Source organism: Olivibacter sp. CPCC 100613 (assembly GCF_036959255.1).
In the GTDB taxonomy this organism is placed as follows: Bacteria; Bacteroidota; Bacteroidia; order Sphingobacteriales; family Sphingobacteriaceae; genus Olivibacter.
Genome location: NZ_JAWMTI010000003.1, coordinates 252998 through 271418, shown reverse-complemented (window position 1 = coordinate 271418; position 18421 = coordinate 252998). Strand labels below are relative to the sequence as shown.

Sequence of the window (18421 nt, the reverse complement as noted above, 5' to 3'; positions counted from 1 at the left end):
TCGCGAACATTAATAGAAAAACAAACTCATTTGTAAGAATACCTCTTTGGTATACCTATCTTTGTAGTTTAACGAGATAGTATGTACAGTATAGATGAGCTGAGCACTTATATTCAATATAAAACTTCGAGAAGTGGTGGGAGCGGTGGGCAGCATGTAAACAAGGTTTCTTCAAAGGTTGAACTGCAGTTTGACTTTGAGGCTTGCACGTTATGGAATGACGAGGATAAGGCGCGGATTCGCTATAAACTTGGCAATCGGTTGACATTGGATGGCAAACTGCAAATTACATGTCAAGAGGACCGATCCCAATTTAGAAATAAGATGCTGGTGCAAGAGAAGCTTTTGCGCGCACTCTCAGAAGCATCAAAAACGCCCAAATTACGGAAGACTACCAGGAGAAGCAAAGCATCCATCGAAAAAAGATTAGCTGATAAACGATATCGGGCACTCCTGAAGATTAAACGAAGTGGAAGAGGTGATTGATTAGAATGATTCTTAATAATGTCTTGCCCTTGCTACTTTGCCTGTATGTATTTAGTATTTAGTATTTTTGCAAGAATATGTGTTTTGCGAACTTATTGCTTATTTATTTTTCAATAACAGGTAATATAACCGCAATGGCAATCCCAAAAGCTTGCCAAAGATAAGAAAAACGAAAATTTTAACATGAAGAAGGGAGCTATTTTAGGCATTATAATCATTGCGGTGGCGATTGCAATGATCATTAGTATTTATACAGATTCGAGTACTTATGCGACATTTACCGATGCGCAAAAAACGGAATCAGAAATCCATGTAGTAGGAGAACTAAATAAAACAAAGGCTTTATACTATAATCCAACGGAAAATGCCAATTACTTTGCTTTTTATATGCTTGATAATAATGGTACGGAATGCAAAGTTGTATTTAATGGATCCAAGCCACAGGACTTCGAACGTTCGGAGCAAATTGTTTTGACAGGTAAAATGATCGGAAAGGAATTTCACGCGTCCAAAATTTTGATGAAATGTCCTTCCAAATATAACAAAGATCAGGTAGAGGTTACAGAATCTGCTTCCACAAATGTTTAAGCAAGAACGTATTGTTATATTTTCAGACCCAATTGTAATTTTATTAAATTTTAATGGATATCCAATATCAAGGTGAAAACCTTCTTCCCGGCCAGCTGGGCCAATTTTTCATTATTCTATCTTTTGGTGCGGCATTTTTGTCATGTATTAGCTATTACTTTGCTACTAAATATAAAGAAGAAACCTCTTGGCAGAAAATTGCTCGCATTGCTTTTTTTGTTAATGTCGCAGCCGTAATAGGTATTGGTAGTAGTCTTTTCTATATTATTTACAATCATTTATTTGAGTATCACTACGCATGGTCACACTCTTCACGTACCTTACCTGTATATTATATAATCTCTAGTTTTTGGGAAGGACAGGAAGGTAGTTTTTGGCTTTGGATGTTTTGGCAGGCTATTTTGTCACTTGCAGTAATAGCCAAAGGTAAAAGTTGGGAAAGCCCTGTCATGACCGTTATCATGTTGTGTCAAACGGTTTTGGCTTCTATGCTTTTGGGAATTGAAGTTTTAGGTGAGCGTGTGGGAAGTTCTCCGTTCATCTTGTTGAGACAAGCATTAGAAGCACCGATTTTCTCTAACCCCAATTACCTTAGCATGATCACGGATGGTAATGGACTGAACCCTTTGTTACAGAATTATTGGATGGTAATCCATCCACCTACTTTGTTTTTAGGTTTCGCTTCTATGGTTGTCCCTTTTGCGTATGGTATAGCTGGTTTATGGCAACGAAGATACAAGGAATGGTTGCAGCCTGCCTTACCATGGTCTCTTTTTGCTGTAATGATACTCGGTGCAGGTATTATCATGGGGTCTTTTTGGGCTTATGAAGCCCTTAATTTTGGCGGTTTCTGGGCTTGGGATCCCGTTGAAAATGCTTCTATTATACCTTGGTTTACGTTAATTGCTGCCGTACATGTTATTGTAGCCTATAGAAACGCGGGACATTCTTATTTTACGGCTACTTTTTTAGTGTTGATCAGCTTCGTATTGGTCATTTACGCATCCTTCTTAACACGTAGCGGCGTTTTGGGAGAAACATCGGTACATTCATTTACAGACTTGGGAATGTACTGGCAACTCGTAGCTTTTAACTTGATCTTCTTCATTCTTATGATTTATTTCCTTGTCAGCAGATGGAAAGAGTTACCCATCACCAAGAAAGATGAGGAAACATATTCGAGGGAATTCTGGCTGTTTATCGGGGCCCTGATTTTAGTGGTCGCATGTGTACAAATTATTGCTACAACCTCAATTCCCGTTTTTAATGCAATGTTTGGAACAAAGATAGCACCGCCTGTCGATGCGATAGCGCATTATAATAAATGGCAGGCTGCCTTTGCTATTCTTGTACTTCTACTTTCGGCTATCGCCCAATTCCTAAAATATAAAAAGACAACTCCGAAGGTCTTTTATGCCAATTTATTGGCTTCTTTCATTGTCTCTCTCCTGGCTACTGCTATTTTACTTTATTTTACGAAGGTTTACACCAACTTTATTTATATCGTGCTGTCTTTCGGAGCTGTATTTGCTTTAGTTGCCAATGCAAGAATTTTAGGAGATGCTTTTAAGGGAAAATGGAAATTGGCCGGGTCGTCGGTGGCACACATCGGATTCGCGTTGTTAATTATCGGCGCATTGGTTGCGGCCGCAACGAACAAAGTAGTTTCCTTAAATACGGGAGGTTCCATTCCGATAGCAGGTTTTGAAGAACGCGAAAAACCAGGTGAAAATCTATTCCTTTATATCGATCAGCCGGTTGAAATGAGCGGTTATACGATTACCTATGTTGGTGATAGCGTTGCCATGCCGAATATATATTATAAGGTAAATTACGAACGGAAGGATACGAAGACAGGTAAGGTTACAGAAAGGTTTCAGCTAAGACCCAATGCACAGCAAAATCCGAAAATGGGATTAATAGGAACACCTAGTACTAGGCATTACCTTGCCAAAGATATTTATACGATTGTAACCTCTGCTCCTAAATTGGACGAACCGGAGGAACCAGGGCACAATCATGAGGGGCATGATCCGAACGAAGGCTTTGACGAACCGACAACCCAATTGGTTAACATCGGAGATACATTGCGTTATAAGAACGGTTTTATTGTGGTAAATAGTGTGAATAGAAATGCAACTTTGCAAAATATGCCATTAGCAAATGGCGATTTGCTTTTTGCTTTGCAATTAGAAGTGCATGCGGTTACAGGTGAGGTATTTCAGGCAGATCCTAAATATTTGATAAAAAATGGAAATAGCTTTGATTTTGCGAGGGATGTGGAAGAACAGGGTTTACGCTTTCGTTTTACGAAGATCGTGCCTGATAAGGGTATGGAGTTAATGATATACCAGAAACCGCTGCCTGAAAAAAAATGGATCGTTATGAAAGCAATCGAATTTCCTTATATAAACTTCTTTTGGTGTGGAACGATTATTATGACGCTAGGCTTTTTGCTCTCCATTTTTAGACGAAACAAAGAGTTAAAAGGGAAAATAGCATAAACATTTATCTCCTTTTATTGTTAATTTTATCCCACGGGGACTGCAGTGAAAATCTCAGTCCCCGTTATTCTTTAATTTTTATGGAGATAGTTATTTTAGGTAGTGGAAATGTGGCAACTCACTTGGCTTTTGCGCTGAAAAAGGCTGAATACCATATTAAACAAGTCTATAGTAGGGATTTAAATCACGCGAAGTATCTAGCGGATGGTATTGGCGCTGAACCTGTCGATAGCTTGAGGTATATTACAACTGAAGCAGATGTCTATATTATAGCCGTTAGGGACGAAGCGATTTTTGAGGTAGCCTCGGAACTCCGTTTGCGAAACAAAATTTTACTACATACATCGGGTAGTACCGATATGGAGATACTCAAACCTTTTTCTTCGTCATATGGTGTGTTATATCCGTTGCAAACGATTTCGAAAGAGGTAGAGCTGGATTTTTCAAAAGTGCCGCTTATTTTAGAATTTTCTGATCAAAGAACTAAGGAGGAGATTTTGAATATGGCTTTTAAATTATCACCGATTATTCACGAATATAGCTCTGAGCAAAGACGATGCCTACATCTTGCAGCGGTCATAGCCTGTAATTTCAGCAATTATCTATATGCCATAGCTCATAATTTTTTAGCGGAAAAGAAAGTGGATTTTGATCTATTAAAACCGCTTATAAGTGAGACGGCTCATAAGATACAAAATTACGATCCCAATGAGGTTCAAACGGGACCCGCAGTAAGAAATGATAACAATATTATTCGTAAACATTTAGCCTTATTAGATGAGCATCCGAACTGGCAGCAAATATACGAGCTTATCAGCGAGGATATCGTACGCAAATATGGGCAGGAAAACAAATAAGATGAAACTAAGTGAAAAGAAAGAATGTTATTTGAAAAGTTAAAATCGATTAAAGCGTTTGCTTTAGATGTGGATGGTGTTCTAACCAACGGACAGGTATTGGTGAATGAAGAAGGACACCAATTGAGGAGTTTTAATATCCGTGATGGTTATGCCTTGCAGTTGGCGGTTAAAAAAGGATTCCCAATAATCGTAATAAGCGGAGGTCGATCGGAAGGTGTTCGAAAACGTTTAATGGGGCTGGGGTTAGAAAATATAGAGTTGGGAGCCGATAATAAGGTTGCTGTACTTAAAAGCTGGTTGACTCGGCGTGGATTACAACTGGAAGATGTGTTATATATTGGCGATGATATACCTGATTTTGGAGTAATGAAAATAGTTGGTCTTGCCGCTTGCCCAAATGATGCTGCTGAAGAAATTAAGGTAATTTCGGATTATATAAGCAGCAAAAATGGTGGTGAAGGGGTTGTTAGAGAGGTTTTTGAGAAGGTTTTAAAGTTGCAGGGGGCCTGGGATACAGATCAACGTGTGAAAAGTTCATAAAACAGTATCCTGCCTATAATTCTTTAATATATGAAAAATTTGGATCAAAAAAATATAATTCTGGCTTCAAAATCACCGAGACGAAAAGAGTTGCTGGCCTCTTTAGGGCTTGACTTCAAGGTGGAAGTTAGGGAGGTAGAAGAAACGTGCCCTGAAACGATGAGGGGAGCGGCTGTTGCCTTATTTATTGCTACAAAGAAAGCAGAAGCTTTTCGTTTGAAATCAGATAAAGATATTGTAATTACTGCTGATACCATTGTGAGTATTGATGACCAGATACTGGGTAAGCCGGTTGATTATGAAGATGCGTTTAAGATGTTACAATTGCTTTCCGGTAGGAGACACGAAGTTATTACAGGAGTAGCTTTGAAAACAACGGAAAAAGTTCGTTCGTTTTATGAGGTAACAGCTGTTTATTTTAATGAACTGAATGACGAACAAATAAATTATTATATTAAAACGTTCGAGCCCTATGATAAAGCCGGGGCATACGGTATCCAAGAGTGGATAGGTGCTGTGGCGGTTGATCATATAGAAGGTTCGTATACGAATGTAATGGGGCTGCCTACAGCAAAGCTTTACAAGGAGCTGGTGAAATTATAATTGCAAAGGACAAGAATGACAAAAATAGGGCTGCTCTCTGATACGCATGGTTATTTGGACGATGCAATATTTAAACATTTTGCGTCTTGTGACGAAATTTGGCACGCAGGTGATTTTGGGGATATTGCATTGCTTGATAAATTAGCTGATTTTAAGCCCTTACGCGGCGTTTATGGTAACATTGATAATCGAGAAATTAGAATGCGTTGCCCCGAAAATTTACGATTTATGTGTGAGGGGGTAGATGTGTGGATGACCCATATCGGAGGCTATCCCAATAGATATTCGCCGCGTGTAAAGGCTGTTATTTACGCTAATCCCCCTCAATTATTTATTTCCGGGCATTCTCATATCCTGAAAGCTATGTTTGATAAAAAGATTAATTGTTTACACCTAAATCCTGGTGCTGCCGGTAAACAAGGATGGCATAAAGTTAGAACGCTTATGCGTTTTAGCGTGGACAAAAACCTCATTAAGGACCTAGAAGTGATTGAGCTTTCTGTTGGTTAGTTACACTTATTTGGTTTTGCTTTTTAATAATATTTTCTTTGTAATCTGTTTTTTATCAGTGTAGTACGTGTACAATTTGTGTAGTTTATACACATAAATTGATTATCATGTTTTACACTAAGTGTTGTTTTTTTACTATTTTTGGGGACGATTTTATCATCGTTGTTTAAGAACTATTTCCTTTTATTGTAAATTTTAAAAACTAACTTATGACAGCCGTAAAGACTCTTGGTCAATTTATTATTGAAAAACAAGCTGATTTTCCCTATGCAAAGGGTGAATTAAGCAGACTGTTAAGAGATATTGGTATAGCCGCAAAAATAGTAAACAGAGAGGTCAACAAGGCGGGGTTAGTTGATATACTAGGGGATGCAGGAACAACGAATGTACAAGGGGAGGGGCAGAAGAAACTGGATGTATATGCTAATGAGCAATTTATTTCAGCTTTAAGGAGTGGCGGAGAATGTTGCGTAGTTGCCTCGGAAGAAAATGACGAATGTATCTATATCGAATCGGAAATATCAAAAAATGCAAAATACATTGTGGCGATAGATCCGCTTGACGGTTCGTCAAATATTGATGTAAATGTGGCGATCGGAACAATTTTTTCAATATACCGTCGGCGAAGCTTGGAGGGGAAGCCATTAATTGGTGACGTACTCCAAAAGGGACGGGAACAAGTGGCAGCAGGTTATGTCATTTATGGTTCCTCTACTATGCTAGTGTATACCACCGGCAAAGGGGTGAACGGTTTTACATTAGACCCCTCGATCGGTGAGTTTTGCCTATCTCATCCTAAGATGAGAATTCCAAAAGAAGGTAAGATTTATTCTATAAATGAAGGAAATTATGTTCATTTCCCGCAAGGTGTAAAAGATTATATCAAGTACTGTCAGGAAGAAGATGACGATTCAGGACGTCCCTATACATCTCGTTATATCGGGTCGATGGTGGCAGATATTCATCGCAATCTTATTAAAGGAGGGATTTTTCTTTATCCTGTGTCATCTGCCTATCCGAAAGGTAAATTGAGGCTTGTCTATGAATGCAATCCAATGGCTTTTATTTTGGAGCAAGCCGGAGGTATCGCCACGGATGGTTCCAACAGGATTTTAGACCTTGTGCCCGATCACCTACACCAGCGATCAGCTATTTTTCTTGGCTCGGAAAATATGGTCAATAAACTCATGGAGTTTTTAAGTGGGAATAACTTAGTGACTCGTAAAGTAGAGAACGTTATAAGCGCTCCTTAACTTCTATTAAAAACTGTTTTAATCTTTCAAGGGAATCAATCACACGTTGGTTCTCTTTCGCTTGGTTTTTATTGGCTTTTAAATAATCACGTGCCCCTTGTAAAGTATAGCCTTTGTTTTTTACCAAATTAAATATGATTTTTAGGTGTTCAATATCTTCCGGTGTAAAAAGTCTATTGCCTTTTTTATTTTTCTTTGGTTGAATAATGTCAAACTCCCGTTCGTAAAATCTTATTTGTGAAGCATTCACGTCAAACATTTCTGTGACTTCTCCCATCGTGTAGTAGAGTTTGTTGATTTCTCTTTCTTTATAAGGCATGTTTCATAAATATTAGCATGTGAATTTACAAAAATAATCACTTGTGAGCCAAACGCTCATTTCAGATTCAAAAAAAACGAAAATACCTAAATAATCAAAATAAGATTTTGTCTGTACTTTTCTTCGTACTCCGGGGTATTTGATACTGCATCTATTTTTGCTGGAAGTTGATTGTTTTCGAAGAAGCTCCTGTTTGCCCCTATTCAAGGAAAAGTCTGAAATATGCAATCTGAGAAAGTGAACATTATCATATCCTTAAAAACCAAAAATGCGGTTTCTTCTAGCCGGATATCGAATGGGTATTATGTAGGATATTGGTCAAGATTCTCACCTAGGTACTTATCTTAGAAAGAAAAAAACTATATTTAAGGCCTACTGTTTAAAAGTGCAAATGATTATTGATAGCGTTATTTTATGAACAAAAGTTTTATAGAACATATTTCTCATGCATTTGAAACCCCTTTAACGAATTCGGTATTGATCTTTTCCTTGATTTTGCTGATCATTCTTTTAGCACCTATTTTACTACGGAAAATTAAAATTCCCGGAATTATAGGATTAATTCTTTCAGGTGTTGTTATCGGCCCTCACGGTTTGAACATATTGGCCCAAACAGATGCCGTTAAGCTATTTTCAACAATAGGTTTACTTTATATCATGTTTATTGCAGGGCTAGAGTTGGATATGAATGAGTTTCGTAAAACCAGGCATAAAAGCGTTGTTTTTGGGATTTATACTTTTTTCGTTCCCATTATCATTGGATATCCTGTTTGTTATTATATTTTAGGTTTCGATGTAGGCGCAAGTATATTGGTTTCCAGTATGTTTGCTACACATACATTAGTGGCTTACCCCGTAGTGAATAGTTATGGGATTGTAAAGAACCAAGCGGTTGCCATTACTATTGGAGGAACCATTTTGACTGATACGGCCGTTCTAATTATTCTGGCCGTGATTGTTGGTTCATCGCAAGGGCATCTTGATCAACAATTTTGGATAAGATTGACCATATCTTTTGCCGTATTTTTGGCTATTATGTTCGGCATCGTGCCACGGGTTGCAAAATGGTTTTTTCAGAAAGTGGAGAGTGAAAAAACATCGCATTATATATTTGTTTTATTCATTGTTTTTTTTGCCGCTTTCACGGCCGAGGTATCGGGACTTGAACCGATTATTGGTGCTTTTGTCGCTGGGTTGGCCTTGAATAAATTTATTCCACACTCGTCCGCATTGATGAATAGAATAGAATTTATTGGAAATGCGATTTTTATTCCTTTTTTTCTAATCAGTGTCGGTATGATTGTCGATATCAAGGTGCTCTTTAAGGGACCTGAAGCACTTATTGTCGCTGGTACGCTTACATTAGTAGCTGTATGCGGTAAATGGATTGCTTCTTGGTTTACCCAGCTTACCTTTAAATATACCGGCGCACAACGTCAAGTTATCTTTGGATTGAGCAGTGCACATGCCGCAGCTACATTAGCCATCATCATGGTTGGATATGCGAATGGTATAATTGATGAAAATGTTTTGAACGGAACGATTGTGCTGATTCTGATCACTTGTATAGTGGCTTCCGTTGCCACAGAATCGGCTTCGAAAAAAGTAGTTCTTGCTGGAGAACAGGACGTGATTGAGGAAACCAAGGATGTCCTTCGAGATGAGCATATTTTGGTTCCGATAGCAAATCTTAACAATATGGAAATACTCTTGGATTTTGCTACGATGATTAAAAACAAAAAATCACCTCATCCGGTTACTATATTATCCGTTGTGCCCAATAACGAATTAGCAGAGGCCAATTTAAAAAAGGCCAGAAAAAATTTAGATTCGACAGCGAGATATGCTTCAGGTAGTGAGATAGAAGTGAATATGATGGCAACAATCGACTATAATATTGCCGGAGGCATTAGCAGGGCTTCGAGAGAGATTATGGCAGATAGCATTTTGCTTGGATGGCCCAGCCAAGTTGGTATTATAGAAAAGATGGTCGGAGAGAAAACGGAAAGTATTCTAAATCGTACAGATATCAACATCTTTATGTGTCATTTTGGTAAACCCTTTGTAAGTAATGATAAGATTACCTTGGTTTGTCCGCCAATGGCTGAAGATGAAAAAGGTTTTTCTTATTGGTTAACTAAAATTGGTCAGCTGGCAATCGAGCTCACGTTGCCGGTCGTTTGCATTGCCAATCCCAGATCAGAATCGGCTGTTATCTCCTTTTTAAAAAGGAGCAAAATCAATTGTAATATTCGTTTTGTTCGTCATGAAAACTGGGACGATCTATCGTCTTTTAGAGAATATGTAAATGAGGCCGATTTACTGGTATTTGTTTCGGCAAGAACCGGCGAGGTTTCTTATAATAGAGAATTTGATGGTATACCAAAAAAATTGGCTCGTAAATATGAGAATAATAACAGAATATTAGTTTACCCAAGCAGAAGACCCACCAGTGTATTTGACAATTATGATGAGGTAAGCGCTATGTCAACAAATCGAGGTTATACCCATTTGCAAAGAATGAGTAAGGGACTGGGAAGTATATTGAATATCAAGGCTAGGAATTTGCCAAAATCAAATAAGTAAAAACATTATGGGACAGAAAATAACCGTCAATAGTCAAGGACATTTAACTATTCCTGATAACCCTATCATCCCTTTTATTATTGGTGATGGCATTGGACCTGATATATGGAATGCCGCGGTTCGGGTATTTGATGAGGGGGTGAGAAAGGCTTATGGCGGTGTACGACAGATTGAATGGAAAGAGATCTTGGCAGGACAAAAGGCCTTTGATGAAACGGGCAATTGGCTTCCTGATGACACCGTCCATGCCATGAAGGAATATATTGTTTCAATAAAGGGACCATTAACCACACCTGTTGGTGGCGGTATCCGTTCTTTAAATGTGGCAATTCGGCAGACACTTGATCTATTTGTATGTCAACGCCCTTTATCTTGGATTGAGGGGGTACCATCTCCGGTCAAACATCCTGAGAATGTGAATATGGTAATATTCCGTGAAAATACAGAGGATATTTATGCAGGTATTGAATTTGAGGCTGATAGTAAAAATGCCCAACAGTTAAAAGAATTTTTAACGGATCGACTCGATGTAGATTACCCTTTTAAAGAAGAAACAGCCTTCGGTCTCAAACCCGTATCAAAAGATGGATCGACTCGTCTGATACGCGCGGCCATAGAATATGCCATAAAGGAAAAATTACCTTCGGTGAGCTTAGTTCACAAGGGGAATATTATGAAGTTTACAGAAGGGGCTTTTAAAAATTGGGGTTATGAGCTAGCTGAAAATGAATATGCTGAATACACATTTACCTGGAATCAATGGGAAAGGTTAAAGTCCACGGATGGTGAGCAGGCAGCAAATGATGCACTGCGAAGGGCTCAGCAGGAAGAAAAAGTCATTATAAAGGACGTAATTGCCGATAATTTCTTGCAGCAGATTTTGCTTAACCCAAAGGATTATGCGGTCATCGCAACGCTAAATCTCAATGGTGATTATATTTCTGATGCACTAGCCGCTATTGTTGGCGGAATCGGCATTGCTCCCGGGGCCAATATCAACTACCGCAATGGACATGCCGTGTTTGAGGCAACACATGGAACGGCTCCACGTTTCGCAAATACAGACAGTATGAACCCTTCGTCGGTTATTCTCAGTGGTGTCATGATGTTTGATTATCTGAAGTGGCACGAAGCATCCGAAGTCATCAGGAAAGGACTGGAAAAAACCATTCGTTCGAAACAGGTTACCATCGATTTTTATAATCAGATGGAAGGAGCTATATTGCTCAAAACAAGTCAATTTGCAGATGCCATTATTCGAAATATGAACAACTAATTTATAATAATTAAGTGCTAATCGGCGAAAAAATAGTAGTTTTGTAGATTAACAAAACATACTAAAGAAGAATTGTTTCCGTTGGAGGGATAAAGACAAATAATATGGCCAAAATCCTGCTTGTAGAAGATGATACTACCTTTTCGACTATTCTCGAAGGCTTTTTGAAAAAAAATGGTCACCAAGTTGAAATGAAATATAATGTCAAAAGTAGTGTCAAATCGTTGGACGAATCTATTGATCTTATGTTGTTAGATTATCGTCTAGGAGATGGAACGGGTTTGGATGTGTTGGAAGAAGTACGTAATAGGGGCCTAAATATTCCGGTAATCATCATGACCAGTTTCAATGATGTTCGGACGGCAGTAAGAGCGATGCGCTTAGGGGTGTTTGATTACATTACGAAACCGGTAAACCCTGATGAACTATTAATGGTTTTAAAAGAAGCTTTAAACCACAATAATAGTGAACAGATATCGTCTGCTGTTAAAAAGTTGCCTGAAGAAGAGTCTTCAGATTTTGTAAAAGGAATTAGTACACAATCCAAAAAACTTCAAGAGTACATTAATTTAGTTGCGCCTACTGACATGTCTGTTCTGGTAAGAGGCGAAAGTGGTACGGGTAAGGAATATGTTGCGAGGTCTATTCATTTAAAGAGTAATCGAGCGAATAGACCTTTTGTATCTATCGATTGCGGAACACTATCTAAAGAATTGGCAGCGAGTGAGTTGTTCGGACATATTAAAGGATCCTTTACTGGAGCTCTCACCGACAAAAAAGGGCAATTTGAAGAGGCGGATGGGGGTACACTTTTTTTAGATGAAATCGGAAACTTGTCATATGATGTCCAAGTTAAGTTATTAAGAGCTTTACAAGAACGCGTAATACAGCCAATTGGTGCTAACAAACAAATTAAAGTTGATGTTCGTGTCATAGCAGCTACAAATGATGATTTGCTAGGTAGTTCAGCCTCGGGCAATTTTAGAGAAGATTTATATCATCGGATCAATGAGTTTGAAATTATTGTGCCGGCTTTAAGAGACCGAGGAAGTGATATGGATACGTTTATTGAATTTTTCGTTGATAAAGCCAATAACGAATTGAACAGAAATGTAATGCATCTGTCTAAGGAAGTAAAGGATATTTTCGGGGCTTATGATTGGCCGGGAAATCTTCGAGAACTGAAAAATGTAATAAAAAGGATGGTGCTATTAACGCCTGGAGACACAGCGGAATCAAGCGCTCTACCAGATGAGATGGTCTTGTCAATCAATCAGCATAAGCATAGTAACGGAAGTTATTCGAATTCGGATCATCATCATGTGACGGCGGACCTGAAATCGCAAAGCGAGGCACACGAGCGGCAGCTTATAATGGATGTCCTGCAACAGGTCAAGTATAATAAAAGTAAAGCCGCACAAGTCTTAAATATCGATAGAAAAACGCTTTATAATAAACTGGATAAATACGGTATCTCCTAAGAGCTTCTTTAAAGAGCTTTTGATTTTTCTGTTAGACCTAGAGAACGGTTCCATTAATGAATGATCGACTATGGAGCTCTTCTTTCAAATAGTCTAATAAGCGATATAGCTGATCGATAATTCCTTGAATTTCTAGAATATCAAATTCATTATTTCTGATGTCAATCTCAAGTTTTCGAAGTTTAATGGCAATTTTTTGTCCACCAATTTGAGATGTTCTACCTGCAAGTTTATGACAAATAAGGGCCAACTGCTCCCTTTCATTAGCCTGTAATGCATTTCGGAGATTGATAAGATCTTTTCCTGTATCTTTAATAAAGATGTTTAGTATTTTGGTGACCTGATTGCTGTCATTATAGGTCAATTTTTTTAAATTGGAGAAATCAAAATCTCTTAAATCGTTCCGATTTTTTATTTTGAGCGGTTCCTCAGCTGATTTACGCAATCCCAGTAGATGAAGTAAATCCGTTTCCTTGAAAGGTTTTAGTAGCAAACCGTCAAACCCTTGAGAAATGATTTTTTCACGTTCCTCAGGTAATGCCTGCGCTGTGAAAGCGTATACCTTTACATCATCTCCGATTTTTGGCCGTAATTCATGGTTTAATTCCACGCCGGTTTTTCCAGGCATACGCATGTCCATTAAAACGATATTGACACTTGAATCCCAAGGCGTATTCAGTAAGTCACTTGGATCAGAGAATGTACGATGGTTGATTCTATATTTGTTGAAAATATTGTGACAGAGCTCGAGGATAAAACTATCATCATCAATTACCCAAATAGTCCCAATGAAATCCTTTATAGGAATTAGGTTGTCTTCCTCCTTACTTGCTTCGATTAACGTAGAAGTTTTTAAGGGAATGAACACATCAAATATAGACCCTTTATCGAGCTGACTTTTAATTTCAATACGGCCGCCCATTGCTTCACAAAGCGTTTTTACAATACTCAATCCCAGTCCACTGCCAAAATGGATGCCTGAATTTGAGTTCTCTGCCTGTTCAAATTCATTGAAAATCCGATGAATGTCACTTTCAGGAATACCTTTTCCAGTGTCTTCAATTGTAATCTTCAATTCCGTTAGCTCATTTTTTACTGCCGTACTGACTTTTAGTGTTACCGATCCCTGATCGGTAAATTTAATTGCATTGCTAAGTAAATTATAAAGAATTTGTTTAATGCGGAAAGGATCACCGAATAGATAGCCCGTACCTTCAATTTCTTTGTTCAGATTGAGGGATAACAATTTTTCTTCCGCCTGTAGTTGCATGGCTGCAACTACTTCATCTATTAATTGTGATAGATAAAAATCCTGATTGTTAAAATGAAATTTGCCTGAATTAATGCGATTGTAATCCAATACTTCATTTACTATTTGCAACAAATGCTCTGAAGACTGGTATATGATATTTACTTTACGGCTATCATCAGGGTGTTCATCTCGTAATTGTTCTGCATAACCGATAATCGATTGTAAAGGTGTACGAAGTTCATGGCTCATATTGGAAAGGAACCGTTGCTTAGCGGCACTGTGATATTCGGCTTCTTCTTTAGCGATTTCAAGTTCTCGTCGATAACGATTACTTTTTCTAATATCTGCCAAAATAAGTAAAACGAGAATAATTGTGATGCCCAAAAAGCATAATACTACAAAGTTGATCCGACTTAAACTGTGATTCATCACGGTTCGTGCCCCCATATTCTCATTTTCCATTTGCAGCATTCCTTCTTTTTCTACCGCATTTAGAATACTGAGCATTTTGCTGATCAATAGATTGCCCGCATAGGTCAACTCAACCTCTCTGTCTATAAAAGAATCACTTTGCGCTCGCTGTGTCTCTTCAATAGTTCTTAAGACGCTGTCAATCAGTTTGATGGCGCTGTCTTGCTTTGAGGTAGCGATCGTATCTATCAATTCCTCTATACCTTCTTTAACGATTCGTCTCGACTGTGTAATTGTGTTTGGACGAGGGGAAGCTTTCCGTTTAGATCCAAATATTTTTCCGAAGAACGACCGGTCGTCCTGTATAGAGGAATCAGCTTTTTCAACTTCTCCAGGCTCAATGGTAGTCGTTTCGGTGATTTTTCTCCTTGTTACAACGGTACTATCACTATTGGGTGTGTTTTGGACAATCTCGCCAATGCTTTGTAACTGCTTGGAAAACTCATGACTATCAACCATTTTTTCACGGACCTGTACATAGGCTTTAAAAAGCTTATCACGTTCTTTCAATAGCGTTTTAATGGAGTCGATACGCTTCGTTTGATTACTATCCTGTGCATACAGGCTTTTCAAGGAATCTAATGAAGCGGATACCAGTTTCGACTCTTTTTGCAAATCTTCGTATGAATTATCACTGTCAGTTAATACCTGCGAACGTTGTAGCTGATCGAGTTGCATGATGTCTCGCGATACTTTGCTGACCAAACGCATTTTTTCATTTGGTTTCGAGATATTGTCTACGGCTGATAATACTTGATTAAAAGCATCCTTACTGATGGTCCAAGCTAGGCCAAGAGCAATACAGCAACAGATAAAAACAAAAATAACCTTCCGTCTAACGCCTTTATTCGATAGCTTTTGATCAACCATAAGTGTAAAGTTACGAATTTTGTCGAAGTTGTTGTGTGGTGGAATGGTTAAATGGGTAGGATAGGGGAGACCACGATAAGAAATAAAAAATGTCGAATAATTGATATTCGACATTTTTATAACAATTTACTAGTTATTTTCCTGGTTTTGCAGGAATACAAATTTATGATCAAACATATCCAATTTGATTTTGCTGTCCTTGTCAATTTTTCCTGCAAGAATCTCTTTAGACAGCTCATTTAAAATCCGTTTTTGCATAACCCGTTTCAGTGGGCGTGCGCCGAACTGTGGATCATAACCTAATTGAGCTAACCAATCGAGCGCGTCATCCGAAGCTTCCAATTGTATACCCATTTCAGCTAACTGTTTTTGAACCCCATTAAATTGTAGACGGACGATTTCACCAATCTCCTCACGATTTAGCGGCGTAAACATGATAACCTCATCGATTCGATTCAAAAACTCAGGTCTAATCGATTTCTTTAAAAGTTCGAACACTTCGTTCTTAGTTTTGGCAATAACTTCATCTCTATTGACGTCATTCAGCTCACTGAAATTTTCCTGTATCAAATGTGAGCCAATATTTGATGTCATAATGATAATGGTATTCTTGAAGTTCACAACACGGCCTTTATTGTCGGTTAGGTGGCCATCATCCAATACCTGCAATAATATATTAAACACATCTGGATGAGCCTTTTCAATTTCGTCAAGTAAGACCACTGAATAAGGGCGCCGTCGGATAGCTTCAGTCAGCTGCCCCCCTTCATCATAGCCCACATAGCCCGGAGGCGCACCAATTAGTCTTGATACGGCATGGCGCTCTTGGTATTCGCTCATGTCTATCCGAACCATCGAATGTTCATCGTTGAACAAGAATTCTGCCAGTGCCTTTGCCAGCTCAGTTTTACCGACCCCGGTCGTTCCTAAAAATATAAAGGATCCGATAGGTTTCCTCTTATCACTTAAACCTGCACGAGATCTTCTGATTGCATCTGAAATGGCTTCGATCGCTTCACTTTGCCCAGCTACTCTTTTATGAAGTTCTTCTTCCAGGTGCAAAAGCTTTTCCCGCTCGCTCTGAACCATTTTATTTACCGGGATACCAGTCCAACGTGACACCACATCGGCTATATCTTCTGCAGTAACTTCTTCCTTAAGCATCCGGCCGGGACCTTGTTTTTCTTCAAGTTCTTTTTTCAACTTTTCAAGTTCATCCTGCGCTTGCTTTATTCTGCCATATCTAATTTCAGCTACCTTTCCATAATCGCCAGCTCTTTCAGCCTGCTCCGCTTCCAATTTGAAATCTTCAATTTGCTGTACATGGTGATTTAAATTATCTACCAGCGATTTCTCACTTTGCCAGGCAGCACGAAGCGAATCTCTTTCAGAAGCTAAATTTGCTATTTCCCTACTTAATTCTTCTACTTTATGACTGTCGTTTTCTCGCTTGATCGCTTCGCGCTCAATCTCAAGTTGCATGATTCTACGCTCGATTTCATCAACTGCTTCCGGAACCGAATCCATCTCCAATCGGAGCTTGGATGCAGCTTCATCCATTAAATCAATAGCTTTATCAGGTAAAAAGCGATCTGCAATATAACGTTGTGAAAGTTCAACAGCAGCAATTATCGCTTCGTCTTTTATTCTTACTTTATGGTGTGTTTCGTATCGTTCTTTGATACCTCGTAGAATAGATATTGCATCCTGTGTGTCGGGCTCGTCAACCATTACTTTTTGAAATCTACGTTCTAATGCTTTATCTTTCTCGAAGTATTTTTGGAATTCGTTGAGTGTAGTAGCTCCTATAGCGCGAAGCTCTCCTCTTGCTAAAGCCGGTTTTAAAATATTCGCAGCGTCCATTGCTCCTTCGCCACCTCCGGCGCCCACTAACGTATGGATCTCATCAATAAAGAGGATAATCTCTCCATCACTATCTGTTACCTCTTTTACAACCGCTTTTAGTCGTTCTTCAAACTCTCCTTTATACTTCGCACCAGCAATCAAAGCACCCATATCGAGCGAGAAGACTGTTTTACTTTTCAGGTTTTCGGGTACATCACCTTTGATAATACGATGAGCAATACCTTCTGCTATTGCCGTTTTTCCAACGCCCGGCTCACCTACTAAGATCGGATTATTCTTAGTTCTGCGCGAGAGGATTTGAATAACGCGTCGAATCTCTTCATCCCGTCCTATTACGGGGTCGAGTTTTCCTGATTCAGCAAACTCGTTTAGATTACGCGCATATTTATTCAATGCATTATAAGTTGCTTCTGCATTTTGATCGGTGACGCGGGTATTGCCCCTCAATTCAATAATTGCCTTCTTTAAGTCTTTTTCAGTAACACCTTGATCTTTTAATATCGCCGCAGTTTTATCACCTGCATTTAGAATACCTAAAAGCAAATGTTCTACCGATACAAAATCGTCTTTGAAGTCTTTCAGATAACCTTGTGCTTTTTGTAAAGCAGTATTGGTAGAAGAAGATAAATATATATTGCTTCCACTTACCTTAGGGAAATCATTGATTTGTTGATCCAAGGCTTCGTTCAAACGATTTATATTGACATTGAGTTTTTTTAATAAATGACTTACAACGTTTTCGTCAACTAAAAGAAGAGCCTTCAATAAGTGCGCATTTTCAATAGCTTGATGCTGATTGCCCCCAGCAATTTCCGAAGCCTTTTGTATAGCTTCCTGCGCCTTAATTGTAAAGTTGTTTAAATTCATTTTCGTTCAATTAATAGTCTTATAAAGATTTGCTAGACTATAGCAAAACGAATACCATCAAAAGTAGTTTGATGAAAACCGACATTTTG

Annotated in this window: 14 protein-coding genes; 11 read left to right on the top strand and 3 right to left on the bottom strand. The window is 38.6% G+C overall.

The annotated features are described in order from the left end of the window. Positions 1 to 81: 81 nt before the first annotated feature. From arfB to fbp, 8 genes are all read left to right on the top strand, one after another. Positions 82 to 486 (top strand): alternative ribosome rescue aminoacyl-tRNA hydrolase ArfB, encoded by a 405-nt coding sequence (gene arfB / locus RYH73_RS12115; protein WP_335313699.1) that lies wholly within the window; start codon positions 82 to 84, stop codon positions 484 to 486. A 183-nt stretch (positions 487 to 669) separates the two neighbouring features. After that, the gene (locus RYH73_RS12110; protein ID WP_335313698.1) at positions 670 to 1074 is read left to right on the top strand and encodes a cytochrome c maturation protein CcmE domain-containing protein; all 405 of its coding nucleotides are present in this window, start codon (positions 670 to 672) and stop codon (positions 1072 to 1074) included. Between the two features lie 53 nt (positions 1075 to 1127). Further along, on the top strand, positions 1128 to 3578 hold the full coding sequence (locus RYH73_RS12105; protein ID WP_335313697.1) for a heme lyase CcmF/NrfE family subunit: 2451 nt from the start codon (positions 1128 to 1130) through the stop codon (positions 3576 to 3578). Positions 3579 to 3658: 80 nt separating this feature from the next. Further along, on the top strand, positions 3659 to 4435 hold the full coding sequence (locus RYH73_RS12100; RefSeq protein ID WP_335313696.1) for a Rossmann-like and DUF2520 domain-containing protein: 777 nt from the start codon (positions 3659 to 3661) through the stop codon (positions 4433 to 4435). 24 nt (positions 4436 to 4459) lie between these two features. Continuing rightward, positions 4460 to 4978, top strand: a complete 519-nt coding sequence (locus tag RYH73_RS12095) for a KdsC family phosphatase (RefSeq protein ID WP_335313695.1) — start codon at positions 4460 to 4462, stop codon at positions 4976 to 4978. 30 nt (positions 4979 to 5008) lie between these two features. Further along, positions 5009 to 5581: a Maf family nucleotide pyrophosphatase gene (locus tag RYH73_RS12090; protein WP_335313694.1), complete on the top strand. Its 573-nt coding sequence runs from the start codon at positions 5009 to 5011 to the stop codon at positions 5579 to 5581. A gap of 15 nt (positions 5582 to 5596) precedes the next feature. Beyond that, on the top strand, positions 5597 to 6091 hold the full coding sequence (locus RYH73_RS12085; RefSeq protein WP_335313693.1) for a metallophosphoesterase family protein: 495 nt from the start codon (positions 5597 to 5599) through the stop codon (positions 6089 to 6091). 209 nt (positions 6092 to 6300) lie between these two features. Then, a complete protein-coding gene (gene fbp, locus RYH73_RS12080; protein WP_335313692.1) occupies positions 6301 to 7344 on the top strand; it encodes a class 1 fructose-bisphosphatase in 1044 nt (347 codons plus the stop codon). On the opposite strand, the gene RYH73_RS12075 is transcribed toward fbp, so the two are convergent. After that, positions 7328 to 7663 carry a MerR family transcriptional regulator gene (locus RYH73_RS12075; protein WP_335313690.1) on the bottom strand — a complete coding sequence of 112 codons (336 nt, stop codon included), beginning with the start codon at positions 7661 to 7663 and terminating at the stop codon, positions 7328 to 7330. The two genes, fbp and RYH73_RS12075, sit on opposite strands and share 17 nt — an antisense overlap. Positions 7664 to 8077: 414 nt before the next feature. Between RYH73_RS12075 and RYH73_RS12070 the strand changes: the two genes are divergently transcribed. The 3 genes from RYH73_RS12070 to RYH73_RS12060 all read left to right on the top strand — a co-directional run bounded on the left by RYH73_RS12070 (position 8078) and on the right by RYH73_RS12060 (position 13006). Further along, positions 8078 to 10249, top strand: coding sequence for a cation:proton antiporter (locus RYH73_RS12070; RefSeq protein ID WP_335313689.1), 2172 nt, complete (start codon positions 8078 to 8080; stop codon positions 10247 to 10249). Between the two features lie 7 nt (positions 10250 to 10256). After that, a complete protein-coding gene (icd, locus tag RYH73_RS12065) occupies positions 10257 to 11525 on the top strand; it encodes an NADP-dependent isocitrate dehydrogenase (protein WP_335313688.1) in 1269 nt (422 codons plus the stop codon). A gap of 104 nt (positions 11526 to 11629) precedes the next feature. Further along, on the top strand, positions 11630 to 13006 hold the full coding sequence (locus RYH73_RS12060) for a sigma-54-dependent transcriptional regulator (protein ID WP_335313687.1): 1377 nt from the start codon (positions 11630 to 11632) through the stop codon (positions 13004 to 13006). Positions 13007 to 13043: 37 nt separating this feature from the next. Here RYH73_RS12060 and RYH73_RS12055 read toward each other — a convergent pair whose 3' ends face one another. Both RYH73_RS12055 and clpB read right to left on the bottom strand, forming a co-directional pair. Further along, the gene (locus RYH73_RS12055; RefSeq protein WP_335313686.1) at positions 13044 to 15713 is read right to left on the bottom strand and encodes an ATP-binding protein; all 2670 of its coding nucleotides are present in this window, start codon (positions 15711 to 15713) and stop codon (positions 13044 to 13046) included. A gap of 15 nt (positions 15714 to 15728) precedes the next feature. After that, positions 15729 to 18332: an ATP-dependent chaperone ClpB gene (clpB, locus tag RYH73_RS12050; protein ID WP_335313685.1), complete on the bottom strand. Its 2604-nt coding sequence runs from the start codon at positions 18330 to 18332 to the stop codon at positions 15729 to 15731. Positions 18333 to 18421: the final 89 nt, after the last annotated feature.

Bases quoted from the DNA above. Each gene is read 5' to 3' on its own strand.
- arfB (WP_335313699.1), top strand. From the start codon at position 82: ATGTACAGTATAGATGAGCTGAGCACTTATATTCAATATAAAACTTCG.
- RYH73_RS12110 (WP_335313698.1), top strand. From the start codon at position 670: ATGAAGAAGGGAGCTATTTTAGGCATTATAATCATTGCGGTGGCGATT.
- RYH73_RS12105 (WP_335313697.1), top strand. From the start codon at position 1,128: ATGGATATCCAATATCAAGGTGAAAACCTTCTTCCCGGCCAGCTGGGC.
- RYH73_RS12100 (WP_335313696.1), top strand. From the start codon at position 3,659: ATGGAGATAGTTATTTTAGGTAGTGGAAATGTGGCAACTCACTTGGCT.
- RYH73_RS12095 (WP_335313695.1), top strand. From the start codon at position 4,460: ATGTTATTTGAAAAGTTAAAATCGATTAAAGCGTTTGCTTTAGATGTG.
- RYH73_RS12090 (WP_335313694.1), top strand. From the start codon at position 5,009: ATGAAAAATTTGGATCAAAAAAATATAATTCTGGCTTCAAAATCACCG.
- RYH73_RS12085 (WP_335313693.1), top strand. From the start codon at position 5,597: ATGACAAAAATAGGGCTGCTCTCTGATACGCATGGTTATTTGGACGAT.
- fbp (WP_335313692.1), top strand. From the start codon at position 6,301: ATGACAGCCGTAAAGACTCTTGGTCAATTTATTATTGAAAAACAAGCT.
- RYH73_RS12075 (WP_335313690.1), bottom strand. From the start codon at position 7,663: ATGCCTTATAAAGAAAGAGAAATCAACAAACTCTACTACACGATGGGA.
- RYH73_RS12070 (WP_335313689.1), top strand. From the start codon at position 8,078: ATGAACAAAAGTTTTATAGAACATATTTCTCATGCATTTGAAACCCCT.
- icd (WP_335313688.1), top strand. From the start codon at position 10,257: ATGGGACAGAAAATAACCGTCAATAGTCAAGGACATTTAACTATTCCT.
- RYH73_RS12060 (WP_335313687.1), top strand. From the start codon at position 11,630: ATGGCCAAAATCCTGCTTGTAGAAGATGATACTACCTTTTCGACTATT.
- RYH73_RS12055 (WP_335313686.1), bottom strand. From the start codon at position 15,713: ATGTCGAATATCAATTATTCGACATTTTTTATTTCTTATCGTGGTCTC.
- clpB (WP_335313685.1), bottom strand. From the start codon at position 18,332: ATGAATTTAAACAACTTTACAATTAAGGCGCAGGAAGCTATACAAAAG.